14 protein-coding genes are annotated in these 16,455 nt (G+C 32.7%); all 14 read left to right on the forward strand.

Annotated elements, in window-relative coordinates; all coding sequences use genetic code 11:
* Position 1: 1 nt before the first annotated feature.
* Positions 2-373 (forward strand): cupin domain-containing protein, encoded by a 372-nt coding sequence (locus tag DPQ31_RS10170; protein WP_098055915.1) that lies wholly within the window; start codon positions 2-4, stop codon positions 371-373.
* Positions 370-798, forward strand: coding sequence for a GNAT family N-acetyltransferase (locus tag DPQ31_RS10175; RefSeq protein WP_208731849.1), 429 nt, complete (start codon positions 370-372; stop codon positions 796-798). Before DPQ31_RS10170 ends, DPQ31_RS10175 begins: the two co-directional genes overlap by 4 nt.
* Before the next feature lie 344 nt (positions 799-1,142).
* The gene (locus tag DPQ31_RS10180) at positions 1,143-1,439 is read left to right on the forward strand and encodes a WXG100 family type VII secretion target (protein ID WP_000918601.1); all 297 of its coding nucleotides are present in this window, start codon (positions 1,143-1,145) and stop codon (positions 1,437-1,439) included.
* 126 nt (positions 1,440-1,565) lie between these two features.
* Positions 1,566-5,171: a type VII secretion protein EsaA gene (gene esaA / locus DPQ31_RS10185; RefSeq protein ID WP_208731850.1), complete on the forward strand. Its 3,606-nt coding sequence runs from the start codon at positions 1,566-1,568 to the stop codon at positions 5,169-5,171.
* A complete protein-coding gene (gene essA / locus DPQ31_RS10190; RefSeq protein WP_000595649.1) occupies positions 5,143-5,646 on the forward strand; it encodes a type VII secretion protein EssA in 504 nt (167 codons plus the stop codon). Before esaA ends, essA begins: the two co-directional genes overlap by 29 nt.
* A gap of 4 nt (positions 5,647-5,650) precedes the next feature.
* Positions 5,651-5,902 (forward strand): EsaB/YukD family protein, encoded by a 252-nt coding sequence (locus DPQ31_RS10195; RefSeq protein WP_001007574.1) that lies wholly within the window; start codon positions 5,651-5,653, stop codon positions 5,900-5,902.
* A gap of 73 nt (positions 5,903-5,975) precedes the next feature.
* On the forward strand, positions 5,976-7,175 hold the full coding sequence (gene essB / locus DPQ31_RS10200; RefSeq protein ID WP_199631396.1) for a type VII secretion protein EssB: 1,200 nt from the start codon (positions 5,976-5,978) through the stop codon (positions 7,173-7,175).
* Between the two features lie 43 nt (positions 7,176-7,218).
* Positions 7,219-11,724: a type VII secretion protein EssC gene (essC, locus tag DPQ31_RS10205; RefSeq protein ID WP_208731851.1), complete on the forward strand. Its 4,506-nt coding sequence runs from the start codon at positions 7,219-7,221 to the stop codon at positions 11,722-11,724.
* A complete protein-coding gene (locus DPQ31_RS10210; RefSeq protein WP_097956887.1) occupies positions 11,721-12,521 on the forward strand; it encodes a DUF3952 domain-containing protein in 801 nt (266 codons plus the stop codon). Before essC ends, DPQ31_RS10210 begins: the two co-directional genes overlap by 4 nt.
* A gap of 15 nt (positions 12,522-12,536) precedes the next feature.
* Complete coding sequence (locus DPQ31_RS10215) at positions 12,537-14,096, forward strand: lipase family protein (RefSeq protein WP_097956886.1); 1,560 nt, start codon at positions 12,537-12,539, stop codon at positions 14,094-14,096.
* Between the two features lie 39 nt (positions 14,097-14,135).
* Positions 14,136-14,396, forward strand: coding sequence for a hypothetical protein (locus DPQ31_RS10220; protein WP_097956884.1), 261 nt, complete (start codon positions 14,136-14,138; stop codon positions 14,394-14,396).
* Between the two features lies 1 nt (position 14,397).
* Positions 14,398-14,748 (forward strand): DUF4176 domain-containing protein, encoded by a 351-nt coding sequence (locus DPQ31_RS10225; RefSeq protein ID WP_208731852.1) that lies wholly within the window; start codon positions 14,398-14,400, stop codon positions 14,746-14,748.
* 75 nt (positions 14,749-14,823) lie between these two features.
* Positions 14,824-15,648 carry a DUF3952 domain-containing protein gene (locus DPQ31_RS10230; protein ID WP_176518856.1) on the forward strand — a complete coding sequence of 275 codons (825 nt, stop codon included), beginning with the start codon at positions 14,824-14,826 and terminating at the stop codon, positions 15,646-15,648.
* Positions 15,649-15,748: 100 nt separating this feature from the next.
* A partial coding sequence (locus DPQ31_RS10235) for a hypothetical protein (RefSeq protein WP_208731853.1) occupies positions 15,749-16,455 on the forward strand: 707 nt, incomplete at its 3' end.

The following is a 16,455-nucleotide window of genomic DNA, read 5'->3' on the forward strand; positions in this document are numbered from 1 at the left end:
AGTGAAGATTTTTGATTTTAGTGAAAAAGCGGGAAAGCGCATATCAGTATTTCAATCTAATTTCATAATGTCGAAAATAGTAAACCACCAAGGGAATGTACATATCGGTGCTATGCATTTACAAGAGAATGGAATAATTGGATATCATGAAGCAGTTGTATCACAACTGCTTCTTATTATGGACGGAGAAGGATATGTGTGTGGGGCAGATAAAGAAAAAGTAAAGATTAGAGCTGGACAAGCTGTATTTTGGGAGAAAGGAGAGTTTCATGAGACGAGTACAGAACATGGATTACTGGCAATTATTATGGAAGCGGAGAATCTTGAACAATCGATAGTAATGCCTATTAAGGATGGGAGTTGTGAAAAATGATAATAAAGGCGGATCAAGAAGATACAAATGAAATATTAAAATATGCAGCCCAATCGCTTTTTGAAGGGACGAGAGGGAATTGCCAATTAAGTACAGAGAAGGCAATTGAAATTACAAAACCAATAGTAGAAAAGGGAGCATGTTATTTAGTCACTAAAGAAGAAAATAAAATATTAGGGTGGATATTAGTAGGGGAAAATACTGACTATTTTTCTCGTGAAAAACTTGGATTTATATATGAGCTATACGTTTTTCCAGAGTATCGTGGGAGAGGGATATCACGAGAACTGATGGAGGCCGGTATTAAGGAATTGAAGGAGAAATATTCAGAAATTCGATTAAATGTATTTGCTGGGAATTTTGCGAAAGAGATGTACGAAGAACTTGGGTTTGTTGAAAGACAGGTAATTATGACTTTGAAGTGAGAAAAATTGCGAGGCTGTATTTCTTTTAATTAAAGAATTCTAATAGAATTTTAATCAAACTTTTTAATGGAAAATATACGCATTCATTTTAGGAAATCTGTTTTTCTATTGTTAAGAATAACATTTGTAGAATTTGTTTAATTGATTTCTATTTTAAAGTAATAGTAGTTTCTTAAAAAATAACAAAATTTATATTATACAATATATAGTTATTATAGTAAAAGATAAATTTTGGAAAAATATCATTTTTTTGTTTAGAAATTTTTAAATTATTGATATAATCAATTTGTAGAATTGATTATTGGTTAATTTTACTATTTTTAAATTTTAAGGGGGATTTAATAATGGCAGGACAAATTCGTATGTCACCAGAGGAGCTTAAATCAAAAGCGACTCGATATGGACAAGGTGCAAATCAAATTGAGGACATTTTACGTCAGCTACAAAACTTACAAAATGAATTAAGAGGAGAATGGGAAGGTCGTGCTTTTGAAGGTTTTGACCAACAGTTCAATCAATTAAAACCAAAAGTACAAAACTTCGCACAGCTATTACAAGAAATTAATATGCAGCTTAATAAAACTGCAGAGGCTGTTGCTAGACATGACGAAGATCTTTCTCGTAATTTCGGTCTACAATAAGACAGATAAAAAGAAATATATAATTTAGCCATGCAACCATACGTTGTATGGCTAAATTACTTTAAAACTAGAGTAAGATACGAAGTCTTTCAATTAATAGACTCGCGGTCGCAGGAGTGATAAGTAGTGAAAAAGTTCAGATGGAGCATCTTGTTGTTTATTATTTTAGCTCTTGTACTATCAACAGGGGTCTCCTATTTAGCATTAAATCAAAATGTTAAGAAAGCTAATGAGAATACTACACCAAAAATGACAGTTGCGTTGGTAAATGAAGATCAGGGCACTGTATTTGAGGGCAATAAAATAGCGTTTGGAGATCAATTTGTTAAAAATGTAAATAAAAATACGAAACAAGAATGGTACGTAGTTAGTCGCGGAGTAGCAGAAAATGGTTTGAAAAATAATAATTACAACATGATGATTGTTATACCAAACGATTTTTCTAGGAAAGCAGTTGCGATTGATTCAGAACTACCAGAGAAATTAACGTTAAACTACAAAGTAAATGCAACTGGGAATAACGATTTGAAAGCTGAGGCTGAGAATACGGCGTCTACAATTTTAGAAGATTTCAATAAGCAAATCATCGACGTTTATTTTGCAAGTATTATCGGTAAGTTGCAAGGTGCACAAGATAATATAGGGAAAATAATTGAAAAAGGAAACGTTCAAACAACTATGTACAAAAAAGATGTACATAGTCCTTTAGCAAATTACACAAATCAATTTAAAACAGTGCAAGATTATACTGGGGTTTCTGTTAATAGTTTTAAAGGATTTCAGGATGTATTAAAAGGTTTCGGTCAAGTGTTAGATGAAGGGAATAAATCTAACAATACTTACTTAGAAGGGTTTAATAACTTCCAAAAAATGCAATCTGATAATAATCTGTTAGCGAATAATTTTACGAGTCAATTTAATCAATACATGAGTGAAATGAATACAGGCGATGTTTTAAAGCAGTTAGGTGCATTAGAATCTGCTAATAAAGTGATTACAAATCAATTTACGCTTTCAGAGAAAGAACCAAATATTTTAGCTGATGCTTCAGCAATTCAAAAACATTTAACAGATGTAAAAAAACAAGTGTCAGAATATGATACAGAACTGGCAGGGAAGTTAGAGAGCGATATTCAAGAGACGGTAATTAAAAAATTAAAGCAATCTATGTCGAACGATGGAAAGCAAGAGATCTTTATAAATACATTAATGAAACAACCAGACGCTCGAATAAAGAAACAAATCGAAAATTTAATTGTAAAATTACCTAGTTTAAACATGGAAGAAATCGTTCAAAGTGATTTGCCAGATACAACGAAATTACAAATGCAAAATGTAATTCAATTTACAAAAAAATATAATAAAGAAAATAATTTTTATTATGATTCTGTAAATAAAATATCTTTAGGAAACGCCATTAAAGAAGTGAAGGATAGTCTTTATAAGGATGGAACTACATTTAGTGATACTGCTAAAGTAATTAAAATGGAATCTCCGCAAATTTTGAAGATAAAGATTCCAGAAGAATTTGAACTAGATGGAAGTACAGGAGTCTTACATATTGATGGTGAGGATCGTACAAGTGATTTTCTTCAAAGCGAAGCAGGAGAAATTACAATAGCTCCTCGTAATGAAGGGGATATAAAGATTAGCTTGCATGTGAAGTTAAAAGATCCAAACATCAATATAGATGTTTTCTCTCCTGTAATGTGGCAGTGGGAATTGAGTGGGACTCATAAAAAAGAAACTAGTCCTGAAAAAGAAAAACCTAACAAAGAAGATAAAGGAACACAAACGGAAAATAGCAAGGTGGAAAATGTGGTTCATAAATCACAGTATGGCATAATGCCGTTAGTACACAATGCTCAAACGCCTATTATTCAAAAAACAGAACAGAGTAATAATGGTGACAGTGTAAAGCCTGATGCAGGAGGAAAACCTGATGCAGGAGGAAAGCCTGATACAGGAGGAAAACCTGATGCAGGAGGAAATCCAGACACAGGAGGAAAACCTGATGCAGGAGGAAATCCAGACACAGGAGGAAAACCTGATGCAGGAGGAAATCCAGACACAGGAGGAAAACCTGATACAGGAGGAAAACCTGATACAGGAGGGAATCCAGACACAGGAGGAAATCCAGACACAGGAGGAAAACCTGATACAGGAGGAAATCCAGACACGGGAGGAAAACCTGACACGGGAGAGAAGCCAGACACTGGGACAGATAACGGTAGCAATTCAAAAGTTATTGAAAGTACGACAAATCAAGTTGTACATCAAAAAACAGAAAAATTAACAGATAATACATCTAATGTATTAATTAAAGAAGCAGTAGATACAGTTGAAAGTTATCAAAGTTTAATTAGTTTATACGAAATGTATTATGGGATTGATTTAAGAACGCAAGATGTAGGTCCTAAACTAGAAGAGGGAAGTTTAGATGCAATTGCAACTGAACAATCTTTGTACTACGTATTAAATAAACAAAGCTTAATTGATTTAATTTCAAACCTAGTTTCATCAGGTATTACGGCAGAAGTTAAGCAAGATATGACAGGTTTAAAGCAAAAAATAGACTCTTATCAACAATTCATTACGAGTGCGGATCAAAATTCAATGTTACTAGCAGAGAAATTAAATGTAACGACGCAACAAGCAACTAGTATGAATGAAAATTTAGGGGAATATTTAAAAGGTTTAGCGAAATGGCGTGAGAGTAGCTTAAAGCTAGTTGAAGAACAGCAAGTGCTAACAACAAATAATACTGGTGAGCAAACAGCTGTTTTATCGTTAGATTCTGGTATTAAATCATTAATGTCACAAAGTCAATCATTGGTCGAGAGTTCGAAGCATAGTTTAGCAACTTCAGACGATGTTTATAAAACATTTGATCAAATTAATGGACAAGCAAAAGAAATTCAAGACAGCGGAACGACAATTGTTTCAAAAGCTGATTCATTATTAAATGACTTTACGAAGAAAATGGACGATGATAAAACATTCTCCAAAAACTTTACTAAAATTTTGGCTAATAGCCGAATTGGTGATCGCCAAAATGAAATGTTATATCAATTTTTATCTAGCCCAGTTCAAAAACAAAATGATGGAGTCATTGTAGCTGGTAATGCTTTTACACCATATTTAATCGTATTAACTTGTTTTATTGTTGCGTTATTTACAGCATACGCAATTGCGAATCAAGAAAAGAAACGAACGCAATTAGATCATTTTGAAGAGAAATTCTCATTAATTGATATGAATGTACCAACTACAGTAGTAGCATTCGGTATATCAATTGTGGAAGGAATTAGTATAGGTATCATTTCTGGACGTCTTTTACAGTTTGGTCAGGATCAAAGTTTACTATGGATTGCGTTTATCACAATCATTATGATGGCGTTTGTATTGGTTTCAACATATTTATTGCGACAAATAAAAATGGTAGGGATGTTTATCCTATTAGTATTTTTAAGTATGTACCTATTTTTAACTGAAGCAGTTGGAAGTAAAGTAGATCAAATGTCATCAGTTGGAAAGGTACGTCAATTTTCACCACTTCAGTATATAGAAAGTTTTCTAAATGATTTTATTAGCGGTAAAGATACGGGGAAAGTTATTTTTATCGTATTGTTTGTAATTGCCATTATAGGGTTAGTTAGTAATCTATTTGTATGGCATAAGAAATGGGAGGAAAAAGAAGTAAATGATCAAACAATGGAGCATAGTGGCTAAGTTATCATTTCTCTCTATCCTTTTACTGTTTGTCGCGCTACCGATAAGGAGCGCGGCGGACAGTTATCTTGGTGATGATGGGAAGATTAAGTTTAAAGTGGATCGAATTGAAGAAAGCGACCAAGAAAAAAATAAAGAAGAACATAAGGAAACAGAATTAGATAAAGCATCAATTGAGTTATTTAGCAAAGACATAGAAGAAGAAATTCAGAAAAAGAAAAAGAAAGAACAAAAAGATATGGAAGCTTTACGAGATTCTCTTTTTATAAAACAAAAAGAAAATAATAGTGTGAAAGATATGAAAAATAGTTTGTTTAGCAGTGAATACGTTGTGAGAAAAAGTGCAGATGAAGTAGCGAGTAATGAAACAATGAACGAAAAGCCAATTGGTACAACAATCATATTATTATTTGGTGGTGGCATTGTACTTATTTGCATCGGTATTTATACGGTTCTTCGCAAAAGTTGGAGGTAAAGTAATGGCGATACAAACGCATATTAATGTAACGGTAGATTTTAGTAAATGGAATGGAAATACATATGATTTACGTATTCCGAATCATCAATCTATTAAATATTTATTGAAAAATTTATTAGATACGCTAAATGTGGATAATCATGAAGGTTCACATTTTGTAATTAAAGTAAAGAATAAGTCAATTGTTTTAACAGATAATGATCGTTTAATCGATCACCAAATAACAAATGGAGATATTTTACAAGTTTTATAAAAAATTTTTTTTACTTATATTTATTTGAAAATAAGTTATTACGGGTTATAAAGAAAAGGAGAAGAGGATAAACATGACGGAAAAAATAATTCAAATTGATGCAATGAACTATCAATTTCAAATAGAAAAAGAAAATTGGAAATTGGAGATGACCAAATCTCAAACACGTATAAAAGACTTCCGTCAATTCGATATAATTACGGGCGTATCATCTGAATTTGTACCATTAACAATAGAAGAAACGGATGATATGTTTACGTTTCTATATCAAGTAGATAAAAAATTATATAAGTGGGACAATCTTAGCCGTTTTGGAAGAAATGAGAAATTAAGACTACTTCGAAATGTTGCGCAGTTTCGTAAATATTTAAATAAAAGAATCACGTTCTTTTTACATCCAGACAATATAGTTTTTAATGCTAATTTAATGCCAAGTATTATACATAGAGGAATTCGAGATATTGTTCCACCAACCCCGTTGTTAGAAGAGCAATTTTTAACACAATATAAGTGTCTAATTATCGCTTTATTCTCCCAAAAGCACAATTTTGATGATTTGTATGCTGGGTTACTAAAAGATGCAAAAGAAACAACATTTGAACAGACAGTTTCTCAAATGGAAAGTATAGATGCATTACTGCAATTTCTTGATGACAGCTTTGAGAAGGAACAAACAAAAACAGAAAAAAATATGCAGTTAGTACATAAAAAGAGCTACAAATCATTTAAATATTTAGCTTTTTCCTTCATAGCGGCGACAGTTGTTTTAGCTGCTCCTTTAATATATTTCACTTTTATAAAAATTCCTTATCAAAATAAATTATTAGAAGCAAATGCGAATTTCATAGCAACTGATTATGACAAAGTAATTACGCAATTAAATGAAGAAGAATTTGAATCATTACCAATTGCATCTAAATATGAGTTAGCATTTGCATACATTACAGCTGAAAAAATGCCTGAAAATCAAAAGAAGGCGGTTATGAAAAACATTAGTTTGAAAAGTGATGAAAAGTATTTACTTTATTGGATGTATAACGGAAAAGGTGATTTTGATAGATCATTAGATTTAGCTAAAACCCTGGATGATCCGCAGCTTATTATGTACGGCCTTCTTCAACAAATGGATGCGTTGAAAAATAATCCGGACTTGTCAGGAGAAGAGCGTGATCAAAAGAAAAAAACATATGAACAACAATTAGATGAATATGAAAAGAAATATGGCAATACATCCAGCGATAAAAATTTGTCGGACACAGAGAAAAAAGAGTAAGAAAGCACTTGATGAGACAGTTGAAAAGGAGCAGTGAACACGCATGGAGCAACTATTAGTATTGACTTATGGAGACAAAATATATAAGTGCACATTACATCCAACTGAGCAATCAATAGTGTCGATTGGAAAAGAGTGGACAAATGATATTACGAATCCAAGTTTAGAACAAGAAGTAGAGTTAAAGTGGAATAATGAAGTAAACGCTTGGATGATACAAAATCAATTAATAGAATTCAATAAGGAATTTGAGATTGGAAAAACGAAAGATGTGAGCTTGAAAATCTTTATATCTATTGTTGGCACAACTAAAGTGTTTGATATCGGAACAAAGCATTCTCTTACATTCAGTCAAAACAGTTATGATGATATTTCTATTACCGGTAGTAGTGTAGATATAATGCTATCTCGTGAAACGCTGCACGATTCATTTAAAGTGAACGTATACGACGGGGAAGTATTTCATAATTATACAAGGCTAAAAGATAGCGCTATGTTAGAAGCAGGAGACCAATTATATTTTGATGGCGTTTTAGTGGAGATAGGCAGTGAAGATATTCAAGTATTGTCTTCAGAAGATAAAGTGAAATCTACGTTACCTATTTTAGTAGAATCAGAAACGAATTATCAAAGTGGTTATCCAGACTATCATCGTTCACCACGTATTATTTACCGTGAACCAGAAGAGAAAATGACAATTGCAAAACCTTCAAGCATGCCGTCAAAACCGACTGAGCATTTGGCGAGAATTATTGCACCTGCCCTTGTCATGATTGTCGTAACAGTATTACTTGCTATCTTTATGAAATATGGAATGTTTATTATCGCATCCATTGCAATGACATTAGTAACGATCATTGTTTCTGTCACATCTTATATAAAAAATTTAAAGCAATATAAAATCGACATCGTTGAACGTGATAAAAGCTATAGAGAGTATATAAAACAAAAAACGAAAGATTTACATGCAGAAAGTGAAAAACAGCGTCATGCATTACATTATCATAATCCAAATGTTGAGGTTATACGTAATATGGCTGTTCAAGTAAATCCACGTATTTATGAAAAAACAATGCAACATCATGATTTCTTAACATTTAGCGTTGGTACAGGGCAAGCTAATACGAGTTTTGAAATTCAGTTTAATGAAGAAGAATTTAGTCAAACGAAAGATGAATTAATTGATATAGCACGTGAACTAAGACAACGTTATCTTTCATTGGAAGATGTACCAGTTGTAACAGATTTAATGAATGGACCAGTGGGTTATATTGGACAACGCTCTTTAGTGTTAGAGCAATTACAATTATTAGTTGCACAAACGGCGCTATTCCATAGTTATTATGACTTGCAGTTTATTACTATTTTTCCTGAAGAAGAAAAAGAAAAATGGGATTGGATGCGCTGGTTACCTCATGGAAGTGTTCGCGATATAAATGTACGTGGATTTGTATATCATGATCGTAGTCGTGATCAAGTGTTAAATAGTTTATATCAAATATTGAAAGAACGAAAATTAAAACTAGACGAAAAGAGTTCAACTAATGAAAAAATGTATTTTGCACCGCACTATGTCGTTCTCATTACAGATGAAAAACTAATACTAGACCATGTTGTTATGGAATTCTTTAATGATGATCCGAGTCAATTAGGTGTATCACTTGTTTTCGTACAAGATGTTATGCAAAGTTTACCGGAACACGTGAAAACGGTAATAGATATAAGAGATGCAAAGCAAGGAAACATCATATTAGAACAAGGAGAGCTTGTTAACCGTCAATTTAAACTAAATCACGTACCGAAAGGTTTCAATTTAGAAGATGTTTCACGAGCGCTAGCACCGTTAAATCATTTGCAAAACTTAAAAAATAGTATTCCAGAAAGCGTAACATTTTTAGAAATGTACGGTGTTGAAAAAATAAAAGAACTGAATATCACAAAGCGCTGGGAGAAAAATGCAGCACATAAATCTTTAGCTGTGCCACTTGGATTACGTGGTAAAGAAGATATCGTAAACTTAAACTTACATGAAAAAGCTCACGGGCCACACGGCTTAATAGCAGGTACAACCGGTTCAGGTAAGTCGGAAATTATACAATCGTATATTTTATCTCTAGCAGTCAATTTCCATCCTTACGAAGTTGCCTTTTTACTAATTGACTATAAAGGTGGCGGTATGGCGAATTTATTTAAAAACTTACCGCATTTATTAGGAACAATTACAAACTTAGATGGAGCACAAAGTATGAGAGCGCTCGCATCAATTAAAGCCGAATTACAAAAAAGACAACGATTATTTGGAGAAAATGATGTCAACCATATTAATCAGTATCAAAAACTGTATAAAGAAGGCTTAGTAAGTGAACCAATGCCACATCTATTTTTAATTAGTGATGAATTCGCGGAATTGAAGTCAGAACAACCAGAATTTATGAAAGAGTTAGTTTCAACAGCTCGTATTGGGCGTTCACTCGGAATTCATTTAATTTTAGCTACTCAAAAACCGAGTGGTGTTGTAGATGATCAAATTTGGAGTAACTCGAAATTCAAACTAGCACTAAAAGTTCAAAATACGTCGGATAGTAATGAAATTTTAAAAACACCAGATGCTGCTGAAATTACATTACCTGGACGTGCTTACTTACAAGTTGGGAATAATGAAATTTATGAACTATTCCAATCGGCTTGGAGCGGAGCAGACTATGTAGAAAACAAAGAGGATAAAGAACATTTAGACGCAACAATCTATGCAATAAATGATCTAGGACAATATGAAATATTAAGTGAAGATTTAAGTGGACTTGGTAGTAGTAAAGAAGTAATAAGCGTACCATCTGAACTGGATGCTGTTATTGACTACATTCATGATTACGCAGAAGTAAATGAAATTGAAGCGTTAGCTAGACCGTGGTTACCACCACTTCCAGAAAGCGTATATTTACAAGACTTACACGCAATTCAGTTCAAAGAAGCATGGACGAAAGAAAAGAAACCATTAAAAGCAACAGTTGGTTTATTAGACCAGCCTGAATTGCAATCACAAACACCATTAACATTAGATATTAGTAAAGACGGACACGTAGCGGTCTTCTCAAGTCCAGGTTACGGAAAATCAACATTCTTACAATCAGTCATTATGGATGTAGCTCGTCAGCATAGTCCGGAGCATTTGCATGTGTATTTAGTGGACCTTGGAACAAATGGTCTTCTACCTTTAAAAGGATTACCTCATGTAGCGGATACGATTACAATTGACGAATCAGAAAAATGTTTAAAGTTTGTTGAAAGATTAACTCAAGAAATGAAAAATCGTAAACGATTATTAAGTGAATATGACGTTGCGAGTATTGAAATGTATGAAAAGGCAAGTGGGAAAGAAATACCGCATATTATTATTGCAATCGATAATTATGATGCAGTAAAAGAAGCAAAATTCTATGAGAGCTTTGAAATGCTAATTATGCAAATTGTCCGAGATGGTGCTAGTTTAGGAATTCATACTTTAATAAGTGCAGGACGACAAAACGCACTTAGAATTCAATTGTACAATAATATTAAAATCCAAACTTGTCTATATATGATTGATCAGAGTGAAGTAGCTAGTATTGTAGGGAGATCTGATATAAAAGTGGAAGAAACAGCAGGAAGAGCGTTAATAAAACTAGAATCTCCTACATTATTCCAGGCTGCATTACCTACGAAAGCAGAAGATGAACTACAACAAATTCAATTATTACAACAAGAAGCAAATGATATGGATCGAGAATGGGATGGAGAACGTCCGAAGGCAATTCCAATGATGCCAGAAGTGATTGATATTGCTACGTATCGTAAAAATAAAGACGTTACAAAAGCTCTACAAGCAGGAAGAATTCCAATGGGGCTTGATTTTGCAAATGTAGAAGTTGTAGCTCATGATATTGCGGTGAATGATCATTTAATGATTTATAGTGTAGATGATAGTATGAGAAAACAAATTGTATCTAGCATCCTATCTCAATTGAATAAAGATTATTTTGAAGGTGTGACGTTAGTGGATACAGCAGAGTATAGTTTCGTTCAATATAAAGATAATGTGACGCATTACATTGTAGACGAAAATGAAATCAATATGCATGCGAAGTATTGGATGGAAGTAATTCGAGAACGAGCTCTTGAATTAGCGCAAGCAAGACAAGAAGGTAAAGAAATTCCTGCATTCACAAAACAACTCATTATCATGACAAATGTTGAAGAGTTTAGCAAATTTGTTTATTTAGAAATGGAGGATGCAGCAACTTTAATTGATCTATCTCGTACAGTAGGTATTTACTTTGTATTAGCAGGTCACCACGACTACATGGACCGAAATCGTGAATCTCTACCTATGAAAATGAGAAGTAAACTAACAGCAGCAATTATCGCAATGCCATTAAATGATCAAAGTATCTTCAACATAAAATATATAAGCAACGAAGCGCCATTAGGTAAAGATGAAGTGTATTACTATCAAAAAGGGAACATAATGAAACTAAAAATGCCTAGAGTAACTAACGAGGTGACAGTATGAAATTAAAGAAGAAAGCTAAGGTGATGATAGTCGTGTCAATAGTGGCAAGTTTATTAAGTGGATGTGGTTTTGGAGAAAAGCAAATAGATTATAAGCCATTTGTCAAAGCTTTGGATGAAGGGGATATGGGGAAGGTAATGTCTGCTAGTGATGATGGATACGCGTATGTGAAACAGAGAGGTATATATAGTACATATGAACAAAAGGAAGATGGAGAGCACAGTAAAACAATCTATCAGACTTCGAAAGGTATATATAATACGAAAGATAAAAGTTTATATGGAAATACAACACAAGAAATTACCTCAGAAGTAGACAATAAAAATTATAAAGAAGAAGTTAATTATAGTACAAATATTAGTTATAAAAATGGACGGGTACAAAGTCCGGAATCGAATCTGGACGTTTCATATGTGAACTTAATTGTAGATCGTTTAAAAGGAATAGGGAAACTAAAGATGAAGCCCAAAGGTGATATAAAAAAGTTTGATCAACCTAGTACTGTTGGATACAAATTAACTGAATCAGATTTTCAGAGCATTATTAATGATAACTTGAAAATACAATATGATGAATATGGTGGTGGATCAATTGTACTGCATATTGATTCTACAAATGGCTTAGAGCAGATATTACAAGTAAGTATCGTAATGAATTATAAGAAGAGAAATGATGAAGGCAAGTTAGTAAAATATATATCACAGATACACACATATTTTGATAGTCAGCAAGGTAATAATCAAGATGCAAAAAAAGAGTATATAAATTACAAAGAACAGTATAAAAACTATAAGTGATTAGGAGGGAAGAATATGAGTAAGGATGTGGAGCTAGATAAAAAACTAAAGATAAGTTCTGATTGGGGAAAATTGGAGCTAGCTGGAAAGGATATTTATCTATTTAAAGCTGGGGAATATCCTTATGACCAATCAAGTGAAACAAATAAAGAAACATTAAAAAAGAACTTTAACGCAGAACTTATAGATGATAAAGTTGATGAAAATACAGGATTTGCTGCATATGCTTTTAAAGATAGGTCTACAGGAGAAATTATAATAACATATGTAGGAACGGAAGATGCAACGGATGCAATAACAGATGGTGAAATTGGGGGACATAATATAACGGGTGCAAATAAAATGGTGTTAGGTAATTGGGAACACGATTTTACAGTTAGACAGTATGATCAAGGAGAAGAATTTTATTTGAAGGTTAAACATGATAACCCTTCTGCCAAAATTAGTGTAACAGGGCATTCATTAGGTGGTGGTTTGGCTAATACGGTATCGTTAAGGCACCAAGAAGATAATATTGAATCATTAACATTAAATCCAGCACCTGTACTTAAACGAGATATTGATAAATTTGGTAATGGATTTGATATGAATAATATTAGGAATGTTATTAACGAAAAGGATCCATTACATCTCGGAATAAAAGTGGCAGACTTTACAATCCCTGGGAGAATGTATATAATTCCAAACCAAGCATGGCATTCTTACGTTTTTTCTGAGAAAGATTATGATAATAATGGCAAGTTAATATGGTTTGATAAATTAACCAGTACTAATGATACTGGAGGGGATATAATTCCAGGTTTTGTAGAATTTACCCAATCGGCAGGTGCTTTTTATACAGGACTTATAAATAAAAAGTTTGGAAGAAAAGTTTCTTTAGCGGAAGAACAAGTCGCAGGTATAGGAATAAACTTTATCATACAAGGAACACCGATTTCATCGATTTTATGGGCGGTACTTACCTATTCAGATGCTGTACAAGCTGGGAGAGAATATAGAAAAATAAAGGGTCAAGTGACAGAAAGTATTTATAATCTCAATAAAAAGTATGAAGGACTAAAGTCTCAAATTACAGGAGAAGCAATCCAATTTAGTATAATGGCTACAGTTGAAATTAAAGGAGCGGTAGATATCGCTGTAGAATGGATTGAATCAACTTTAGCGAAATGTAAGGAAAAAGTTTTAGAAGTATTAGAGTCTGTATTTAATACTGCTATAAATTTTTTAGCTGGAAGTGTTGTAGTATATTTAGCTACAAGTGAAATTTTAGAAATTGCAAAAGAAGTTGCAGCTTCTTACGTGCAAGATTTACTAGATTTGTTTAAAGGAGATTTTGTAGTTGATACAAATGTAGCTGCAATTGTATCTGAACATATATTAAGTCATCGTCACTCATTGTTAAATCTCTTTATGAATGACAACAGCAGGGGGATAAACCGTTCTTTATTAGGTGAAATTGCTAAAGATGTGAAGGAGTTATCAAAAGATTTAAAGCAATTAAACGACGATGTTTCAGAAGCAGTATTTTCTATGTTTGCAAAAGACGAAGAATTAGGAGCAGTTTCATATTATTAAAACTCCAAGTTTATAAATTTAAAAGAGAGGGGTATGAAGGTGGATTTACATACGATAATGTCAAGGGTTCATAGTACATTTCCAGCTAGTGGTGGACGAGAACAAATTATAAATGTTGTAGCGCAATTGGAAAAAGCAGCTGCATCTTTAACAGGGGAAATTAGAAGGTTAGAGAGTAGTATTGATAGTACATTACAAGGAAAAACACGTGAGGCATTTATTGATCGGATCCGTCAATTAGAGAAAAAAAGACAAAAAATAGAAGAGAAAATTAGCGTACTAAAAGGGACAGTGAATTAATATGAAAGACTATATGGATAAAGTATTACCTTTAGGCAGTGTTGTAAGATTGGGTCTTAAAGAAGAGGAAGGTGCGGAGTATGTAATTACTACGAGAGGTTTATTACTTGATGAAAACACATTCTATGATTATGGCGGAGTGTTGCATCCAGTGGGTTTAACCGAAGAGACGTATAAATTATTTAACCACGCGGATATTGCAGAGGTTAAATTTGAAGGGTATCGAAATAAAATTGAAGGTCAATTCGCAGATAAGTTTAAAATGTGGCGGAATGAGTTTGTTGAAAAAGTAATTGAAAAAAATAAAAAGCAACAACAAGCACAAGAGTTAGAAATAAAGGGAAAAAAATAAATTTAAAAGGAAATAAGCTTTCCTCTTCCAAAATGGAAAGAGGAAAGCTTATTTTGATTGAATAAGGGTGTCAGTATGAAGTTCAAGAAGAAAGCTAAGATGATGATAGTACTGTCAATAGTAGCAAGTTTATTAAGTGGATGTGGTTTTTGGGAGACAAAGATAGAGTATGAGAGATTTGTTAAGGCGTTGGATGAAGAGGACATGAGTACGGTAATGTCTGCGAGTGATGATGGATATGCTTATGTGACTCAAAGAGGTATTTATAGTACGTTTGAGCAAAAAGAAGATGGAGAGCACAGTAAGACAATTCGTCAAACTACGGAAGGTGTATATAATACAAAAGATAAAAGTTTATATGGAGAGGCGATACAAACAGTTGCGACTGATATAGAAAAAGACAAGGGAAAAAGGACAAATGAAAATTATAAAAAAGAAACTATTTATAGTACTCATGTTAAGTATGAAAATGGACAGGTGAAAAGTTCGGATTCAAATCTAGATGTTTCATACGTAAACTTAATTGCAGATCGTTTAAATGGGATAGGGAAACTAAAGATGAAGCCCGAGGATGATATAAAAAAGTTTGATCAGCCTAATTCAGTGGGATATCGACTAACTGAATCTGAATTTAAAGATATTATTAATAATAAATTAAAGATACAATACGATGAATTTGATGGAGCAACAATCGTATTGCACCTGGATGCTCCAAAAAATCCAAAACAAATTTTGCAAATGAGGATAGATATAGATTTTAAAGAAAAGAATGAGGATGGAAAATTAGTAGAAAATATGTTCCAAATAATAACGTATTTTAATAGAAAACAGGATAATAACCAAGATGCGAGACAGGAATATTTAAAATACAAGGCGCAGTACAACAAAAGAGATTGTTAAGAGTGGCGATGAAAATAAAAAGGTATAAAATCAGTGAATAAGAAAATTGCATCTTTATTTTGGTAATATACTATAGTTCGGGGAAAGGTGGAGTTAACAAATGTGGAACATAAAAGAAGAAGATTTAGATGAATTTAAAATAACATGTAGAAATCGTTTAAGTCCAGAACGCTCCATGGTGTTTATACTTGGCGCAACTGTTTATAGTTCATTATTCATGCTTTTTATTTTTGGAGCATTAGTTAAATTTGGCTGGGGTTATTATCCAAATCTCTTTGACAAAATAATTGTTCGTATTGAATTAGTTTTATATACCTTGCAAGTAATCTTTTTAATTCTATATCTATTTCCAAAAGTTCGTTTTAAATGTCAAAAGTTGCAAGCGCTTGTGATATTATTATGTACATTTCAGCTGGGAACTATAGGATTCACATTGTTTATACTTCCAGCAATTTCAAATTATTCGATTAATCAAATTACATTATTGTATGTGGGTTTATTGTTTCTAGGAGCAGTTTTTGTTCATCTGGTGACCACAATTGATACCTTTAAACAAGCAGAGAGTGGAGCATTTAGTATGGATGAAAGGGCAGCTTCATTTTTTAGTAAAACAAAAAACAACGTAATGATTGGCGTTACGGTATATACACTAATCCTTCTTATTTTAATTTATTTTCATAATGATTATGAAACAGAGATATTAGTAGGGTATATAGCAGGAACTCTTGTAATGTACGCGGTAGCCATAGGTGCAGCAGAGTTCCAATTATTAGCCTATTGTAGATTTAAATTTCCATCATTTTATAT

This window comes from Bacillus sp. COPE52 (assembly GCF_003355115.1).
Classification (GTDB): domain Bacteria; phylum Bacillota; class Bacilli; order Bacillales; family Bacillaceae_G; genus Bacillus_A; species Bacillus_A toyonensis.

Bases quoted from the DNA above. Each gene is read 5' to 3' on its own strand.
- DPQ31_RS10225 (WP_208731852.1), top strand. From the start codon at position 14,398: ATGAAAGACTATATGGATAAAGTATTACCTTTAGGCAGTGTTGTAAGA.
- DPQ31_RS10230 (WP_176518856.1), top strand. From the start codon at position 14,824: ATGAAGTTCAAGAAGAAAGCTAAGATGATGATAGTACTGTCAATAGTA.
- essA (WP_000595649.1), top strand. From the start codon at position 5,143: ATGATCAAACAATGGAGCATAGTGGCTAAGTTATCATTTCTCTCTATC.
- DPQ31_RS10195 (WP_001007574.1), top strand. From the start codon at position 5,651: ATGGCGATACAAACGCATATTAATGTAACGGTAGATTTTAGTAAATGG.
- DPQ31_RS10210 (WP_097956887.1), top strand. From the start codon at position 11,721: ATGAAATTAAAGAAGAAAGCTAAGGTGATGATAGTCGTGTCAATAGTG.
- DPQ31_RS10215 (WP_097956886.1), top strand. From the start codon at position 12,537: ATGAGTAAGGATGTGGAGCTAGATAAAAAACTAAAGATAAGTTCTGAT.
- essB (WP_199631396.1), top strand. From the start codon at position 5,976: ATGACGGAAAAAATAATTCAAATTGATGCAATGAACTATCAATTTCAA.
- DPQ31_RS10175 (WP_208731849.1), top strand. From the start codon at position 370: ATGATAATAAAGGCGGATCAAGAAGATACAAATGAAATATTAAAATAT.
- DPQ31_RS10180 (WP_000918601.1), top strand. From the start codon at position 1,143: ATGGCAGGACAAATTCGTATGTCACCAGAGGAGCTTAAATCAAAAGCG.
- essC (WP_208731851.1), top strand. From the start codon at position 7,219: ATGGAGCAACTATTAGTATTGACTTATGGAGACAAAATATATAAGTGC.